The 15,980-nt window shown below is 71.5% G+C and carries 14 protein-coding genes and 1 pseudogene; 5 read left to right on the plus strand and 10 right to left on the minus strand.

Annotated features, from left to right (window positions below):
• Nucleotides 1-144: 144 nt before the first annotated feature.
• Entirely contained in the window at nt 145-843 is a 699-nt protein-coding gene (locus ABZ876_RS02540) for a class I SAM-dependent methyltransferase (RefSeq protein WP_361773107.1), read from the plus strand.
• Here ABZ876_RS02540 and ABZ876_RS02545 read toward each other — a convergent pair.
• The 5 genes and pseudogenes from ABZ876_RS02545 to ABZ876_RS02565 form a co-directional block, all read right to left on the minus strand.
• Nucleotides 819-1,241: pseudogene (locus ABZ876_RS02545) on the minus strand (ATP-binding cassette domain-containing protein); the annotation flags it as partial. The gene ABZ876_RS02540 and the pseudogene ABZ876_RS02545 overlap by 25 nt on opposite strands.
• A 248-nt stretch (nt 1,242-1,489) precedes the next feature.
• Nucleotides 1,490-2,728, minus strand: a complete 1,239-nt coding sequence (locus ABZ876_RS02550; RefSeq protein WP_361773110.1) for a hypothetical protein — start codon at nt 2,726-2,728, stop codon at nt 1,490-1,492.
• Between the two features lie 26 nt (nt 2,729-2,754).
• A complete protein-coding gene (locus tag ABZ876_RS02555) occupies nt 2,755-3,693 on the minus strand; it encodes an N-acetylneuraminate synthase family protein (RefSeq protein WP_361773113.1) in 939 nt (312 codons plus the stop codon).
• A 13-nt stretch (nt 3,694-3,706) separates the two neighbouring features.
• Nucleotides 3,707-5,008 carry an N-acylneuraminate cytidylyltransferase gene (locus ABZ876_RS02560; RefSeq protein ID WP_361773116.1) on the minus strand — a complete coding sequence of 434 codons (1,302 nt, stop codon included), beginning with the start codon at nt 5,006-5,008 and terminating at the stop codon, nt 3,707-3,709.
• 41 nt (nt 5,009-5,049) lie between these two features.
• The gene (locus ABZ876_RS02565) at nt 5,050-6,393 is read right to left on the minus strand and encodes a DUF6716 putative glycosyltransferase (protein ID WP_361773119.1); all 1,344 of its coding nucleotides are present in this window, start codon (nt 6,391-6,393) and stop codon (nt 5,050-5,052) included.
• Between the two features lie 198 nt (nt 6,394-6,591).
• Here ABZ876_RS02565 and ABZ876_RS02570 point away from each other — a divergent pair, with 198 nt between their 5' ends.
• The 3 genes from ABZ876_RS02570 (at nt 6,592) to ABZ876_RS02580 (ending at nt 10,281) form a co-directional block, all read left to right on the plus strand.
• Nucleotides 6,592-7,569, plus strand: a complete 978-nt coding sequence (locus ABZ876_RS02570; RefSeq protein ID WP_361773122.1) for a glycosyltransferase family 2 protein — start codon at nt 6,592-6,594, stop codon at nt 7,567-7,569.
• Nucleotides 7,566-8,906 (plus strand): polysialyltransferase family glycosyltransferase, encoded by a 1,341-nt coding sequence (locus ABZ876_RS02575; RefSeq protein ID WP_361773125.1) that lies wholly within the window; start codon nt 7,566-7,568, stop codon nt 8,904-8,906. Before ABZ876_RS02570 ends, ABZ876_RS02575 begins: the two co-directional genes overlap by 4 nt.
• Nucleotides 8,907-9,105: 199 nt before the next feature.
• Nucleotides 9,106-10,281 carry an acyltransferase gene (locus tag ABZ876_RS02580; RefSeq protein WP_361773128.1) on the plus strand — a complete coding sequence of 392 codons (1,176 nt, stop codon included), beginning with the start codon at nt 9,106-9,108 and terminating at the stop codon, nt 10,279-10,281.
• Nucleotides 10,282-10,321: 40 nt separating this feature from the next.
• Here ABZ876_RS02580 and leuE read toward each other — a convergent pair whose 3' ends face one another.
• From leuE to ABZ876_RS02595, 3 genes are all read right to left on the minus strand, one after another.
• Nucleotides 10,322-10,975: a leucine efflux protein LeuE gene (gene leuE, locus ABZ876_RS02585; protein ID WP_361773131.1), complete on the minus strand. Its 654-nt coding sequence runs from the start codon at nt 10,973-10,975 to the stop codon at nt 10,322-10,324.
• A gap of 60 nt (nt 10,976-11,035) precedes the next feature.
• Nucleotides 11,036-11,278, minus strand: coding sequence for a hypothetical protein (locus ABZ876_RS02590; protein ID WP_361773134.1), 243 nt, complete (start codon nt 11,276-11,278; stop codon nt 11,036-11,038).
• Between the two features lie 91 nt (nt 11,279-11,369).
• On the minus strand, nt 11,370-12,950 hold the full coding sequence (locus ABZ876_RS02595; protein ID WP_361773137.1) for a methylmalonyl-CoA mutase family protein: 1,581 nt from the start codon (nt 12,948-12,950) through the stop codon (nt 11,370-11,372).
• Between the two features lie 258 nt (nt 12,951-13,208).
• Here ABZ876_RS02595 and ABZ876_RS02600 point away from each other — a divergent pair, with 258 nt between their 5' ends.
• Nucleotides 13,209-14,039 (plus strand): L,D-transpeptidase family protein, encoded by an 831-nt coding sequence (locus tag ABZ876_RS02600; protein WP_361773140.1) that lies wholly within the window; start codon nt 13,209-13,211, stop codon nt 14,037-14,039.
• Between the two features lie 203 nt (nt 14,040-14,242).
• Here ABZ876_RS02600 and ABZ876_RS02605 read toward each other — a convergent pair whose 3' ends face one another.
• A complete protein-coding gene (locus ABZ876_RS02605) occupies nt 14,243-15,253 on the minus strand; it encodes a hypothetical protein (RefSeq protein ID WP_361773143.1) in 1,011 nt (336 codons plus the stop codon).
• A complete protein-coding gene (locus ABZ876_RS02610) occupies nt 15,253-15,930 on the minus strand; it encodes an RNA polymerase sigma factor (RefSeq protein ID WP_361773146.1) in 678 nt (225 codons plus the stop codon). Before ABZ876_RS02610 ends, ABZ876_RS02605 begins: the two co-directional genes overlap by 1 nt.
• Nucleotides 15,931-15,980: the final 50 nt, after the last annotated feature.

Raw genomic sequence — 15,980 nt, forward strand, 5'->3', positions numbered from 1 at the left:
CGTCTCCCCCGAGTACCCCGCCCCGCCGCCGTCTCCCGCCCCGGTCGCGGTCCTGCCTCGCGGGCCCCGGTGACGGGTGACGAGCGGATGAACCCTGGGAAGCCGCCCCCGCGGCACCCTCCCCGGCGGGTAGCGTGCGCCACCGTGAACGCCGAGGAACCGGACTTCCTGCGCACCGCCCGGGCGTCGTACGACACCCTGGCCCCCGACTACGCCGCCCACGTTCCCGACGGCCCGGCGACCCGCCCGCTGGACCGGGCCCTGGTCACCGCCTTCGCGGATCTGGTGCGGGAGAACGGGCCCGCCCCCGTCGCCGACCTCGGCTGCGGCCCCGGCCACGGGACGGCGCGTCTGCACGCCCTCGGTGTCCCCGTGTTCGGCGTCGACCTCTCCCCGCGCATGGTGGCACTGGCCCGCCGCACCCACCCGGAGCTGCGGTTCCATGTGGGCACCATGACGGCGCTGGATCTGCCGCCCCGGACGCTGGGCGGCATCGCCGCGCTCCATTCCGTCAGCCATGTGCCCACCGAGTACCTGTCCACGGTGTTCGCCGAGTTCGAGCGGATCCTGGTGCCGGGCGGCCAGGTCCTCCTGGCCTTCCCGGCGGGCACGGACGACCGCACCCGCCTCACCGAGCGCTTCGGGCACGACGTCGAACTGGACTGCCACTGGCACGCCCCGGACACGGTCACCGGGCACCTGGCGCGGGCCGGCCTGCTCGTCCACGCGCGCGCGCTCCTCGACCCGGACGAGGACGGGACGGACGAGCACGGGAAACGGGAGCGGGCGTTCCTTCTGGCGCGCAAGCCGCCGGCCGGTCAGCCGAAGCGGACGGCCACGTAGTCCGCCGTCCGCCGGTCCTTCGGGGTACCGAAGATCTCGTCGGTCGGGCCGTGCTCGACGATGCCGCCGGGTGTGCCCTGCTCGGCCAGGAGGAAGGCGCACTGGTCGGAGACGCGGGCCGCCTGCTGCATGTCGTGGGTGACGATCACGACCGTCACCTGTCCGGCCAGTTCCCGGATCGTCTCCTCCACCCGGCGGGTGGAGGTGGGGTCGAGTGCCGAGCACGGTTCGTCCATGAGCAGCACACGGGGGCGTACGGCCGGCGCGCGGGCGATGCACAGGCGCTGCTGCTGACCGCCGGAGAGGGCGCCGCCGGGCTGGCGGAGGCGGTCGCGGACCTCCTTCCACGGACCCGCGCGGGTGAGGGACTCCTCGACGAGTTCGTCCTTGGTGCGGCGGCTCGCCGGGCTCTCTGTGTCCGCACCCGGTCTATCCGAATCCGGTCTGTCCGCATCCGGGGCGACGGGCTCCTGCTGTGTGGCCGCCACGTGTGGTCACGGTGGAAACAAATCTCCCCGCGCGGTGCCGGTCGGCTCCGCGCGGGGGGGATTCAATGGCCGGATCGTGGCGGTCCGGCCCGTGCCACGCGGCCGGTCTGTGAATGAACCATGTCTGTTCCGTGCGGGAGCCGTGGGGATCCTGTGGTCTACCCCGCGGCCATCCCCTGTTCCGTCGCCCGGCGCTGTTCCGCCGCCGGGGGCAGCCGGTCCACGTCCCGGGCCGTCCCGGTCACCCCCGAAAGGAAGCCCTGGGCCCGCGGAGAGGCGCGGTCCGTCAGCCAGGCCGGGTCGACGTCGCACACCGCGACCCGCACCTCCGTGCCGACGAGTGCCAGGGGCAGGGTGTGGACGACCGTGGACGGGAAGCTGAGGATCGTTCGGCCGATGGGGCCGCGCCGGGCGATCAGTTCCAGAGGAAGGTCCGGGCGGACGACCTCCAGGCCCGTCTCGACCGCCAACCGGTGAAGTTTCTCGGGGCTTTCGCGGCGGTGGGCGAAATAGCGCCGCGCGCCGTGCGCGGCGGCCAGCGCACCAACCGCCTCCAGATAGCGCTCGCCGTCCACCACGCCCGTCTCGACGAGGGAGGTGCCCACCAGGTCCGCGCCCTTGGTGAGGCGCGGCGGGCCGAAGCGGGCCCGGGTCCAGGCGAAGTCGTTCGGGGTGACCGTGACCCCGTCCGGGGTCTCGTCGACCGGCATCGACGAGAAGACCTCCACGGCGCGCCGCGCGCTCGGCGTCAGCCGGCGCCGAGCCGACGCGGAAACCGGCGCGAAGACCAGGTCACGGGCGCCCGGACGGCCGCCCTTGCGGTGCCAGCGCACCAGACGTTCGCCGCGGGCGAGCTGGGCGACGAACTCCATCGTCGCCGTGCCGTCGTCCACCACCACCAGCTCGCGGGCCCGGGTGATGGTCAGCAGCAGCTGGACGTAGCGGGAGAAAGGGTCCCCCATCACCACCCGACGCGCCCGGCGCAGCAGCCGGGTGAGGCCGCCGATCGTCCGGAACGGAGCCATCGCGCCGCCCCGCGCCTCCTCCCAGCGGACCTCGTAGCCCTCGTCACGGGCCAGTTCCGCCATGCGGCGCAGCTGGCCGCGGGTCATCGGGTCGGTGGGCGACAGCACCACAAGGGTGAGCCCCTCGCGCGCCGGACGGCCGGGCGCGGTGCCCTCCGCCCCGGCCGCCCCCGGGCCGTTCGCCGCCGTGCGCCCCGCGCCGGACCGCGGCCCGCCCTGCGCGGGGATCGCCACCCCGCGCTCGGGCGGCGCACCGCTGATCTTCGTACGGAGCGCGTGTGCGTGTGCCCACTCCAGGACGTTCAGGAGCTGGACCGGGCTCTCGACGAAGGCGAGCGTGTGCTGGCCGGCGGATCCGGCGCGGGGGCTCATCGGCGTACGACCGTCCCGTAAGGCGCTCAGACCGACACCGGCTCACCGGCGGCCGCGGCGATCTCGGCCTCGGTGACCACGCCGGCGAAACGGCGCAGCTTCTTCATCGGGCCGAGCTCGGAGTCGTAGACCTTCTTCACTCCGTCGCCCAGGGACGCCTCGATGGTGCGGATGTCGCGGACCAGACGCTGGAGGCCCTGCGGCTCCACCGACGCGGCCTGGTCGGAGCCCCACATCGCGCGGTCGAGGGTGATGTGGCGCTCGACGAAGGTCGCACCGAGCGCGACCGCGGCGAGGGTGGTCTGGAGGCCCGTCTCGTGGCCGGAGTAGCCGATCGGAACGTTCGGGTACTCCTTCTCCAGCGTGTTGATCACGCGGAGGTTGAGCTCCTCGGCCTTCGCCGGGTAGGTCGACGTCGCGTGGCAGAGCAGGATGTTGTCGGAGCCGAGGACCTCGACGGCGTGGCGGATCTGCTTCGGGGTCGACATGCCCGTGGAGAGGATGACCGCGCGGCCGGTGGCGCGCAGCGCCTTCAGCAGCTCGTCGTCGGTGAGGGACGCGGAGGCGACCTTGTGGGCCGGGACGTCGAACTTCTCGAGGAAGGCGACGGCCTCGGTGTCCCACGGGGACGCGAACCAGGCGATGCCCTTCTCCTTGCAGTACTCGTCGATCTGACGGTACTCGTCCTCACCGAACTCCACGCGGTGGCGGTAGTCGATGTAGGTCATCCGGCCCCAGGGGGTGTCGCGCTCGATGTCCCACTGGTCGCGCGGGGTGCAGATCTCGGGCGTGCGCTTCTGGAACTTGACGGCGTCGCAGCCGGCCTCGGCGGCGACGTCGATCAGCTTGAAGGCGTTCTCGAGCTCGCCGTTGTGGTTGATGCCGATCTCGCCGCAGACGTAGACGGGCTTGCCCGGGCCGACCTCACGGGTACCGAACGTGCGCAGACGGGAGTTGCTGCTCATGGCAGGTGGTTCCTTACTTGTCGAGGGAGTCGAGAGAGGGGCCGAGGATCCAGCTGGCGATCTCTCGGATCGCGCCGTCGCCGCCGGGGACGGTGGTGACCGCGCGTGCGGCGCCGCGCACGACGTCGTGGGCGCTCGCGACCGCCACGGGCCAGCCGACCAGGGCGAAGCACGGGAGGTCGTTGACGTCGTTGCCGACGTAGAGCACGCGCTCAGGCGCGATGCCCTGCTCCTCGCACCAACGCTTCAGTGCGAGGTCCTTCCGGTCGATGCCGTGCAGGACCGGGATCTTGAGCTTCCGGGCCCGTGCGGCGACGACCGGGTTCTGCTCCGTGGACAGGATCAGCATCGTCAGGCCGCTGCGACGCAGCGCGGCGATACCGAGGCCGTCCCCGCGGTGTACGGAGACGAACTCGTGTCCGTCGGAGTCGATCAGCACCCTGTCGTCGGTCTGGGTGCCGTCGAAGTCGAGTACGACCGCGTCGATGTCGGCGCGGGTCGGGAGGGCGCCGGGCCGCGCGGCGTCGAAGTGCGGCGCGAGGGCACGGGCGCGGGCCAGGTCGTGCGGGTCGTCGATCTCCAGCACGCGGGCCGGGTCGGTGCGCACGAGTTCGGTGCGGCCGAAGAAGCGGTGCCGGTGCTCGCGCAGCCCGGCCGCGTCCATCGCGTAGGCGGCGCCGGTCTCCAGCAGGTCCTGGGGCCGGTCCTGGCGGCGCGGCCGGAAGGACTTGTCGTGGTTGACGCCGTATCCGCCGTCGGTGGCCGTGGCGTTGGCGACCCGGGTGGCCCCTCCGACCTCGCCGGTGCGCTGGGAGCCGATGACGGGGGCGGGCTCGTCGGCGGCGTCGCGCCAGATGAAGCCGTGGAAGGGGGCCACGGTCAGTGCCGTGTCCGCGCCGTTCTCGACGACCGCGGCGACCACCCCGTCGACGTCCTCACGGACGAGGAAGGGGCTGGTGCACTGGACCAGCAGCACCACCTCCACGGGCGAGCCGTGCAGCGCCTCGTGGGCGTCCATGGCGTGCAGGACGGCGTCCTCGGAGGTGGCGGTGTCGCCCGCGATGGCGGCAGGGCGCAGCACGACCTCGGCGCCGGCCTCGCGAGCGGCGGCGGCGATCGCCTGGTCGTCGGTGGAGACCACGACGTCGGTGACGAGCCGGGCGGCCAGGCACTCGCGCACGGCGCGGGCGACCAGGGGGACCCCGCCGACAGGGGCGAGGTTCTTCGCGGGCACACCCTTGGAGCCGCCGCGGGCGGGGATCACCGCGAGCACACGGCGCACCGGCGCCGCCTGTGCCGCTTGCGGGTTGGACATGGGTTCGGCTCCTTGAGGTGCTTGACTTGGGGTCCGCTCGCTCACAGCTCCCCCATCCGCCGGATCACGGGCGCCACGCGCTGCACTCCGTGGCGGTAGGCGCCACGCGCGGCGCGGCGCACGATCTGGCGTACGGGGCTCGGCGCCTTGTCGGCGGCGGGCGCGCCGGGCAGCGGGCTGCCGTCCGGGGCGAGGTGGTGGCGGGCGAGGACGCCGGGCAGATAGCCGGGCGCGGTGACGGGCGTGTAGTAGGGCGCGAGGGGCGGGAGCTCACCGGCTGCGAGCAGCTCGGTGATGCGCCGGCGCGCCCCGTCGAAGGCGGTCGTGTAGGAACCGTCGGCCCCGACACCCTGCCGGGCGACCCATTCCGGGTCCGGCGCGGGCTCGTGCCCGGCGTCGAGCTGGTCCCAGGAGGCGAGGCAGCCGGAGCCCACGAAGTGGTGGTTGCCGAGCGCCTCCCGCACTCCGAGGTCGGTGAGGACGACGGTGGGGATACGGCGGTGCAGCGACTCCAGGGCGGCCGTCGAACTGACGGTGACCAGCAGATCGGTGTGGTCGAGGACCTCCCCCATGTTCCCGTACACCAGGCGGAAGTTGGCCGGCAGGTCCTCCTTCTGGGCCAGCTTCTGGTACGGCAGCTCCTCGATGTGCGTGGTGTGCTCGCCCGGCTTGGAGCGGAGTTTGAGAAGCACCTCGCGCTCGGGGTGCTTGCGCGCGTGCCGGATCAGCCTCTCCAGCAGGTACGCGCGGTCCTTGCGGCTCTCGGGCACGGAGGGCTGCGCGGCGAAGACGACCGTGTAGGGGTCCTTCTTCTCGTAGGGGGCGCCCCCGAGGAAGGGCAGCGCCACCTCGGTCACCGACGAGGCGTCGGCGCCCACCCCCTCGAAGACCGTCCGGAAACGCTCGGCGTCCTGGCGGGAGTTGGCGAGCACCAGGTCCGCGCCGTGCCGCAGCAGCAGGCCGTCGGCGAGCTTCTCGTAGACGACGCCGACATAGCCGGTGACGACCACGGGCCGCCGTGCGCGTCCCTGCCAGGCGTGGGCGAGCCCGTGCAGCATCGCCTGGACACCGCCGCCGACGAGCGCGAGCACGAGGACGTCGTAGGTCTCCTTCGTCATCTCGCGCAGGAATTCGACGGCGGTTACCTCGCGGAGGGAGTCCGCGCGGACGCCGACCTCTTCGAGCTGGCGGGCGGTGGGGGTGGCACGGCCCCTCAGGAGGAAACCGTCGAGCCTTATGTCCGAATCGACCATTTCGCTCGATTTGTCGGACTCGATGAATTCCGTCGGCGAGATGCGGTTCGCGGTGAGCGCACCCCATTTCCACCGGGTATCGGAATCGGCTAGGACGGCGACCCGAAGGGACTTCGCGGTACTTGCTGGCACACCTAAGACGCTAGGAAGCGATTCCGATGCGCAGCCCAACCGGAATACAACAAAGGGTTAACAGCACACCGCCGAACGGAGAATCAGGGCGCGAAACGCATGCGAAACAGCTTGGTTCACTGTTCCGCCACGCGTCGTTCACCTGACATCAAGCCGACGGTCAAGACGAATGCCGGGCCGCCGCCTAACGTCACAGGGGTGGTCAAGCTCTCCGTCATCGTGCCGTTCTACAACGTGCAGCAATACGCACCAGACACCCTGAAGAGCCTGCGTGCGAACGCGCGTGAGGACTTCGAATTCATTCTCGTCGACGACTGCTCGCGCGACGAGACCCCGGACATCCTCGCGCGCGCCGAACGCGAGTTGCCAGGCGCGGTGTACGTCCGCCACGAGCAGAACGGAGGGCTGGCGACCGCACGCAACACCGGGATCGACAAGGCGCGCGGCGAGTACCTCACGTTCCTCGACGGGGACGACTGGCTCGCCCCTGGCTACTACCGCCAACTCGTATCCGCGGTCGAGGAGTTGGGCTGCGACTTCATCCGCACCGACCATGTCCAGTGCACCGCCCGGGCACGCTCCATCCACCGGGTGCCGCACGGCCGGCGCGGTGTGGTGATGAACCCGCGCGACGCCATCCTGCCCGCCGACCGCTCCACCTCCGTCGACTACGCGTACGCGTGGGCCGGCGTCTACCACCGCCGGCTCGTCGACCGCGGACTGCTGCACTTCACCGACGGGCTCCGCACGGCCGAGGACCGGCCGTGGATCTGGAAACTCCACCGCGAGGCGGAATCCTTCGCCGCGGTGGGGCTGCTCGGCGTCTTCTACCGGCGTGGCGTCGCCTCCTCGCTCACCCAGATCGGTGATGTTCGCCAGCTCGACTTCATTCGTGCGTTCGATCAGGTGGTGGCCGAAACAGCCGGGGACCCGGACGCGGATAAACTCCTCCCCAAAGCCGTTCGCACATATTGCGCAATCATTTCCCATCATCTGGGATCCATCGAAAGGTTCGAGCCGGCGGTGGCACGGAAACTGAAGTCGATGAGCGCTGTCGCGCTGCGGCGCATGCCGCAGGACGTACTCGAGGAGGCCCTCGACTCCATGGACATCGAGCGCGCCTCACGCCTGCGCCGGCTGCGCCGCCGTCCTGCCTCCTCGGGGGTGGCCGCGTGACGACGCAGATCTTCCTGGCGTCGACGCTGTACGGCACCGCGACGCTGGCCGCGGCGCTGGACAGCGACTGCTTCGCGCCCGCCGACCGGCGCATACTCCTCGTCTGCAACAACGCGGCGACGCCCGAGACGACGCCCGGCCTGGACGAGATGCCCGGCTTCGAGCACCTGCGCGGCCGCTTCGACGACATCGTCTCCTGGAACGAGACCATCTCTCCGTTCCACCCGGGCGGCTGGGCTCCGCGCCTGGACGACGCCCCCCTGTGGGAACGGCATCTCAGGCTCCTCTGGAACCTCGGCGACGACGACATCGAACTGGCCGTCGAGTCGATCCAGGTCAACCCTGCGCTCGGCGTCTGCCAGATCTTCACCGGGGCGCCCGTCACGGTGTACGCGGACGGCCTGATGAGCTACGGCCCCACCCGCAACAAGATCGACCCGCTGGTCGGCACCCGCGTCGACCGACTGCTCCACCTGGACCTGGTGCCCGGCCTGAAGCCGCTGCTGCTCACCGAGTTCGGGGTCGAGCCGGAGATCGTGCCGACGGACGCGTTCGCCAAGGTGCTCACCGAACTGGAGAACACCGGCGAGGGACTGCCGTCCCTCGACGCGCCGGCGCTGCTGCTGGGCCAGTACCTCTCCGCACTCGGCATCCTCACCGCCGAGGAGGAGGAGGATCTGCACGTACGCATGCTGAAGGGCGCGGTCGCGCTCGGGCACACGCGTGTGGTGTTCAAGCCGCACCCGACGGCCCCCGCCCGCTGGTCGCGCCTCCTGGAGAAGGAGGCGGAGAAGCTCGGCGCCGATCTGACGGTGCTCGACACCCCCGTCCTCGCCGAGGTCCTCTACCAGCACATGCGTCCGGTGCTGGTCGTGGGCTGCTTCTCCACCGCGCTGCTCACCGCCTCCGCGCTCTACGGCCTCCCGGTCGCCCGCATCGGCACCGAGACCCTCCTGGAGCGGCTGACGCCGTACGAGAACAGCAACCGCATCCCCGTCACGATCGTCGACGCACTGCTGCCGGAGCTGTCCGACCGCACGGCGGTCACCAGCCGGCGCCAGGGCATGGACGTCGAGGCGCTCAACGCGCTGGTGCGCGCCGTGGGCTTCGCGATGCAGCCGAAGATCTACCCGGGTCTGCGCGCCGAGGCCGAGGCCTATCTGACCAGCCATCTGGGCCCGCACACCTGGCGTTACTTCAAGCGGCGGCGGCTCACCTCGCTGGCGCTGCCCGGCGGGATCCCCGTCCAGCTCGCGTTCATCCCGCGCAACGCCACCGTCCGCAGGGTCGCCCGCCGGGCTCGCGAGCTGCGCCGGGGCGCGGGCACCAAGCGCTGAGGCGGCACCGCCGTGGCCCACGACGCCGTCTCCCCGTCCCCTCGCCGGGACGGGGGCGCCGTACGGCCCCCCTTCACGACAGGAACGTTTCCGCCCGGGTGTCATGGACCGGAGCTCACCGGTTCGGCGCGGCGCGCCTGCCGCGTACCACCCCGTGACAGCACGTCCTCCATCTGCTGCCTCGCTGAGAGAGTCCGGCATGACCACGTCCGACCAGTCCATCGCCACGAGCCCCCTCCGGGACTCCATACCGGCCCGGCCTCCCGCCGCCGACCTGCCGCCCGGGCCCACCACCCCGGTACGGCCCCGCTCCGGCGGATCCCGGCTGCGCGCCCTGGACGGGCTGCGGCTGGTGGCCGCGCTGATGGTGGCGGCCTACCACTACGGTGGCCGTGACGGCGAGGTCACCCGGGCCTGGGGCGGCTCGCCCCGGCTCCAGTTCCCCACCCTGCACTCCTACTTCGCCTACGGCTGTCTGGGCGTGCAGGTGTTCTTCGTGATCAGCGGCTTCGTGATCTGCATGAGCGGCTGGGGGCGCACCCTGCGCTCGTTCTTCGCCTCCCGCGTCTCCCGGCTGATGCCGGCGTACTGGGCCGCGATCATTCTGGTGACGGCGGTGTTCGCGCTGCCGGTGGTGGCGTACCAGGCGGTCTCGCCGAGCGACGCACTGGTGAACCTGACGTTGCTTCAGCAGCCGCTCGGCGTGGACCGCGTACTCGGCGTCTGCTGGACCCTGTGGGCGGAGATACGGTTCTACGCCCTGTTCGCCCTGTGCATCGTGCTGCCGGGCGCGAACCGCCGACGGGTGATCCTGTTCTGCGCCTGCTGGACCCTGGCGGCGGCGATCGCGCAGGGCGCCCACCAGCCGCTGCTGGAGATCGTCCTGATGCCCGAGTACGCGCCGTTCTTCATCGGCGGCATCGGCCTGTACCTCGTGCACCGCGACCGGCGGGACGCGTACGCCTGGGGCATCGTTGCCGTGAGCTGGCTCATAGGCCAGCACTACGCCGTGCAGAGGCTGTGGCACGGCCCGCACGCGCCCGGCTTCTCCTACCGCAGCGCCTTCGGCATCGTCCTGGTCGTCACTCTCGGCTTCCTCGCCGTCGCCGCGATCGCGCTGGGCCGGCTCGACTGGGCGAACTGGCGCTGGCTGACGGTCGCGGGCGCGCTGACGTACCCCTTCTACCTCGTCCACGAGCATCTGGGCTGGGTCGTCATACACGCCCTCCACCGGGGGCTGGGGATCCCGTCCTACGGCACGTTCCTGCTGACGGTCGCCGCCATGCTGCTGCTGGCCTGGCTGCTCAACCGGTTCGTGGAGGAGCGGCTCACACCGAGGATCCGCTCGGCCCTGAACCGGCCGCGGCCCGTCTGACCGGGTACCGGAACCGGGTCGTCCCTGTCCGCCCGGACGGCTACGCGCTCGCCAGCGACAGCTTCACCGCGAAGCCCAGGAAGAGGACGCCCGCGGCCGAGGTGGCCCCCGCCGACAGACGCTTGCGCCGGCGGAAGGCCGCCGCCAGGCGCGTACCGCTGAATATCAGGGCGGTCAGGTAGAGGAAGCTGGCGAGCTGGGCGAAGGCGCCGAGGACGACGAAGGAGAGCGCCGGGTAGGCGTACCCCGGGTCGACGAACTGCACGAAGAAGGCGATGAAGAAGAGAATCGCCTTGGGATTGAACAGACTGATCACCAGAGCGCGCCGGTAGGGCCGCTCCACGGCGGTGGCCGTGGCGGCCGGGGCCTCCTCCGGGCTCTTGTCCCGTCGTGTCCGCCACATCGTCCACGCGGCGCGCAGCATCCCGATCGCGAGCCACGTCAGGTACCCGGCCCCGGCGTACTTCACGATCCCGAACAGCACGGCGTTCGCCTTGAGCAGCGAGGCGACTCCGGCCGCGGACAGCGTCATCAGCACGGTGTCCCCGCACCACACCCCGGCCGCCGCGGTGTACCCGGCGCGCACACCGCGCCGGGCCGCGACCGAGAGGACGTACAGGGAGTTGGGCCCGGGCAGGAGCACGATCAGGACGAGTCCTGCCAGGTAGGTGGGGAGATCGATGACGCCGAACATGGAAAGGAGTGTCGCACGGGGGTACGACACTCCGATTCCGGGTTCCGGGGGCCGAGACGGTCAGCCGTCGCCGTCGAGGAGGGTGTGGACGGAGAGTTCGACGCGGACGCCGACGCTCTCCGGCACGGCCACGCTCTGGCCGCGCTCGAAGCTCTGAGGGGCGGACGACAGCGCATGCGGGCCGTCCGGCGGCGGTGTCGCAGTGAACCTCCCCTGGAGAATCTCCACGCGGTGCCCCGGCAGTGCACGGGAGAGCAGGTCGGCGGCCTCGCCCAACGTCAGTTCGCGTTGCAGTACAGCCACGGCATCCTCCATTTCGGGGATCACTCTCCACGAGAGTGGCCGGGGGCGTGCACTCTTCGCCCCGCTCAGCCATACGGGCGAATCGTCCAGCTCAGAACGCGTCCGACGGCACGTACGTCCCCCACACCTCCCGCAGCGCGTTGCACACCTCGCCCACGGTCGCGCGTGCCCGCAGCGCCTCCTTCATCGGGTAGAGGACGTTCTCCGTGCCCTCCGCCGCCTTCTTCAGGTCCGCGAGCGCCGCGTCCACGGTCTGCTGGTCGCGCTCCGCGCGCAGCTTCGCCAGGCGTTCGGCCTGCTGGGCCTCGATCGCGGGGTCGACGCGCAGCGGCTCGTAGGGTTCTTCCTCCTCCAGCTGGAAGCGGTTGACGCCGACCACGACCCGCTCGCCCGCGTCCGTCTCCTGGGCGATGCGGTAGGCGTTGCGCTCGATCTCCATCTTCTGGAAGCCGTGCTCGATCGCCGTGACGGCGCCGCCCAGGTCCTCGACCTTCCGCATCAGCTCCAGCGCAGCCGCCTCGACCTCGTCCGTCATCTTCTCGATCACGTAGGAGCCCGCGAACGGGTCGACCGTCGCCGTCACGTCCGTCTCGTAGGCGAGGACCTGCTGGGTGCGCAGGGCCAGCCGCGCGCTCTTGTCCGTGGGCAGGGCGATCGCCTCGTCGAAGGAGTTGGTGTGCAGCGACTGGGTGCCGCCGAGCACGGCCGCCAGCCCCTGGACCGCCACCCGGACCAGGTTCACCTCGGGCTGCTGGGCCGTCAGCTGCACACCCGCCGTCTGGGTGTGGAAGCGCAGCATCATCGACTTCGGGTTCTTCGCCCCGAACTCCTCCCTCATCACCCGCGCCCAGATCCGGCGGGCCGCACGGAACTTGGCGACCTCCTCCAGGATCGTCGTACGCGACACGAAGAAGAACGACAGACGCGGCGCGAAGTCGTCCACGTCCATCCCGGCCGCGACCGCAGTGCGCACGTACTCGATGCCGTCCGCCAGCGTGAACGCGATCTCCTGCGCCGGCGACGCACCCGCCTCCGCCATGTGGTAGCCGGAGATCGAAATCGTGTTCCACTTCGGGATCTCGGCCTTGCAGTACTTGAAGATGTCCGCGATCAGGCGGAGCGAGGGCTTCGGCGGGAAGATGTACGTCCCCCGGGCGATGTACTCCTTGAGCACGTCGTTCTGGATCGTGCCGGTCAGCTTGTCCGCGCTGACCCCCTGCTCCTCCGCCACCAGCTGGTACAGGAGCAGCAGCAGGGCCGCCGGCGCGTTGATCGTCATCGACGTCGACACCTTGTCCAGCGGGATACCGCCGAACAGCACCCGCATGTCGTCGACCGAGTCGATCGCCACGCCCACCTTGCCGACCTCGCCGTGCGCGATCGGCGCATCGGAGTCGTGGCCCATCTGGGTGGGCAGGTCGAAGGCGACCGACAGGCCCATCGTGCCGTTCGCGATCAGTTGCTTGTACCGCGCGTTCGACTCCGTCGCCGTACCGAAGCCGGCGTACTGGCGCATCGTCCACGGGCGGCCCGTGTACATCGTCGGGTAGACGCCGCGCGTGAAGGGGTATGCCCCCGGCTCGCCCAGCCTCTCGGCCGGATCCCAGCCCTGGAGGGCGTCCGGCCCGTACACCGGCTCGATGGGCAGTCCGGACTCCGACTCGCGCGCCATGGTGTGTGCCTCCGCGTTGCTTCGCTGCTTCGTTACTCGGCTTGGTGACCCGGCATTGGTTACTCGCCAGTACTGGCGATCCTCGCCACGGACTGTAGCGGCGGCCGTGCGCCCGGTGGAGGGCCGTCGGCTGGGACCTTCCTCACAACCATGCCCCTTGGTTCGGCGGCGGTCACCTAGGGGGAGCATCTCGGGGACACGACGGGACACCGGGGGGCGGTGTGCCGACAGGGGTGACCATGTGCACGGGGAGCGGGCATGCGTACTGAACGCCTCGGACGATCGCTTGCCGCAGTGGCCGGGGCGGCCGTGCTCGCCGCGGCCGCCGGCTGCACGGCACAGCCCGTGGACGCGAACGGGGGTGACGGCAAGCGCCGTTCACCGGTGCACATCGAGATCCCGCACACACCCTCCGGGGCCGGCACCCAGGACGCCGCGCCCGCCCGGGGGCCCTCGTCCGCCGCACTGTGGGCGCGCGGGGACTCGGGCCCACAGGTACGCGAACTACAGGCCCGGCTGCGCCAGGCCGCCTGGCTGTTCGACGGCCCGACAGGGACGTACGACGATCTCACCGAGAACGCCGTGAAGGGCTTCCAGGGCAAGCGGGGGCTGCCGCGGACGGGCGAGGTCGACCCAGTCACCTGGCAGCGGCTGCTGAGGATGACGCACAAGCCCGGGATGTGGGAGCTGTATCTGATGGGCGGGCAGCCGGCCGCCGCGCCGGATCCGCGCTGTATGACGGGCCGGGTGCTGTGCATCAGCAAGAGGAGCCGGACGCTGCGCTGGATGATCGACGGATCGACGGTCTCGACGATGGCGGTCCGGTTCGGCACGCAGTACACGCCCACCCGCGAGGGTGTGTTCCGGATCTACTGGAAGTCGCGCCACCACGTGTCCACGCTCTACGACGCACCGATGCCGTACGCGATGTTCTTCAGCGGTGGCCAGGCGGTGCACTACTCGTACGACTTCGCGGCGCGCGGATACGCGGGAGGCTCCCACGGATGCGTGAACGTACGGGACGAGGCCGCGATCGCGGCGCTGTTCTCCCAGGTGAGGACCGGCGACAAGGTGGTCGTGCACTGGTGAGGGGGTCCTGCGGAGTGTGTGGGGCGCGGGCGGGACCGGGGGAACGTGTCCCGCCCGCGCCGATGCACCGAGCCGTGGGTACGGGGGGAACCCCGGCTCTGTGCGACGGCCGATGACCAGTCGGCTCACTCAGTACTGCGCCGCAGGGGCCGAAAGTGTCACACCCGCATCGAAGAAAATTCAAAAAAACATGAACCTGCAGGTCAGCCGGTGTTTGGTGATGAGAGCGCCGAGACCTGCGGGCTCGGAGTGCCGAGCGGGCTGCCGACCAGACCGCTGCCGCCCGGCCATATGTGGTGGCCGTCGCCGCCGCTGCCGCCGTGGTCCCCGCCGAGGTCGCCGTCGCCGCCGCGGCCGTTTCCGTCCCGGCCGGACCCCTGGCCGTCGCCGGTGCCCGTACCGTCCTCGCCGTCGGCCAGCAGGACCTTGCAGAAGGTCTTCACCCGGCCGCTGCCGCCGGCCGCGTCCCGGAGATCGCGCAGCCGGTCCGCGCGCAGTTCCCTGCCGCCGGCCATGTCACGGCAGGAGGAGCGGACCGCGGTCCACCAGTCCCGGGTGCGCCCGTAGGGAAGGTCGCCGGTGGTGCTCGGGGAACGGGTCACGGCGGAGACGCCGCCCGCCTCGTCATACGAGGAGCCGCCCGACGCGGAGGCGCCGGGGGTGGTGCCCGGCGTCGGTGTCCCAGGTCCGCCGGTCTCCGTCGCGCCGGGCGCCGGAGTGAGCAGCGGGTGCCGCGGCGACTCGGCCGCCGACACGGACACGGTGGGTCCCGGTTCCTCCTGGAAGGGCGTCGGCAGGACTCCGGTTCCGGCCGCGACCGCGACCCCGCCGATCATCCCGGCGGCCGCAACGGTGGCCAGACCGAAGCGCAGCGGCCGCCCCCAGCGGGCCCGCCGTCCGTTTGCGGCGGAACGCCCGAGGCGGACCAGCCCGGCGTCCGCGGCCCGTTGAGCGGCATGCGAGGGGTCGGGCCGGCCGAGCGCCGCCCCAGCTTGTTCCCGATCGGCGCGCGCGGCCCGGAAGGCGGCCAGCGCGGCGGCCTCGCCCAGCAGTTCCGCGCTGGTCGGCGGGGGTGTGTCGGCGAGTGCGGCAAGAGCTTCGGCAAGTCTTGCGGCGGATTCGCGGGCGTCGTCGCCGACGGCGTCCAGCGGCTCTCCACGGAGCAGACGCTCTGCGGCGTCACTGTCCAGCCACCTGTACTGCTCGTCGGCCATCACATGTCCCTCTGCGTCCGCGAACGCGTATGCGTCACACCGGCGGACGTCACCGCGCGCCTGCGGGCTCCTCGTTGAGGAGGCATGGCGCCCAGCACGCCGGCCGATTCCGGATCCGCCTCGGGACCGGCGTTGCCGATCAGCTCCGCAAGCCGTTTGAGCCCGCGATGGGCCGCCGTGCGGACGGCCCCCGGGCGCTTGCCGAGTGTCTCGGCCGCGGACTTGGCGTCGAGGCCCATGACCACCCGCAGCACCACGGCCTCCGCCTGGTCCTGCGGGAGCTGGGCGATGAGGGAGAGGGTGCGGCCGGTCGCCAGGGCCTCCATGGCCTCGCCCGCCGTGTCCGACTCGGCGGCCTTTCCGGTCAGTTCCGTCTCGTCCCCGCCGATCGCGGGGCGGCGCCCGCGCATCCGCATGTGGTCGAGCGCGCGGTTGCGGGCGATCCGGGCCGCCCAGCCGCGGAACCGGTCCGCATCGCCGCTGAACCGCTCGAGGTCGCGGGCTATCTGAAGCCACGCCTCGGAGGTGACGTCCTCCGCGTCCGGGTCGCCGACCAGCGTCCGCACGTATCCGAGCAGCCGTGGGTGCACGGCGCGGTACACGGTCCGGAACGCGGTCTCGTCCCCGGCCTGTGCCGCAAGCACCGCGGCCGTCAGCTCCGCGTCGTCCCCCAGCACCCGAACTGCCCCTGATCCCTCATCGTTCGTTGCGGTCTGCGGCCGCGCGT

Source organism: Streptomyces sp. NPDC046931, from assembly GCF_040644655.1.
Lineage (GTDB): Bacteria > Actinomycetota > Actinomycetes > Streptomycetales > Streptomycetaceae > Streptomyces.

Bases quoted from the DNA above. Each gene is read 5' to 3' on its own strand.
- ABZ876_RS02550 (WP_361773110.1), bottom strand. From the start codon at position 2,728: ATGAGCCCCCGCGCCGGATCCGCCGGCCAGCACACGCTCGCCTTCGTC.
- ABZ876_RS02555 (WP_361773113.1), bottom strand. From the start codon at position 3,693: ATGAGCAGCAACTCCCGTCTGCGCACGTTCGGTACCCGTGAGGTCGGC.
- ABZ876_RS02560 (WP_361773116.1), bottom strand. From the start codon at position 5,008: ATGTCCAACCCGCAAGCGGCACAGGCGGCGCCGGTGCGCCGTGTGCTC.
- ABZ876_RS02580 (WP_361773128.1), top strand. From the start codon at position 9,106: ATGACCACGTCCGACCAGTCCATCGCCACGAGCCCCCTCCGGGACTCC.
- leuE (WP_361773131.1), bottom strand. From the start codon at position 10,975: ATGTTCGGCGTCATCGATCTCCCCACCTACCTGGCAGGACTCGTCCTG.
- ABZ876_RS02595 (WP_361773137.1), bottom strand. From the start codon at position 12,950: ATGGCGCGCGAGTCGGAGTCCGGACTGCCCATCGAGCCGGTGTACGGG.
- ABZ876_RS02600 (WP_361773140.1), top strand. From the start codon at position 13,209: ATGCGTACTGAACGCCTCGGACGATCGCTTGCCGCAGTGGCCGGGGCG.
- ABZ876_RS02605 (WP_361773143.1), bottom strand. From the start codon at position 15,253: ATGGCCGACGAGCAGTACAGGTGGCTGGACAGTGACGCCGCAGAGCGT.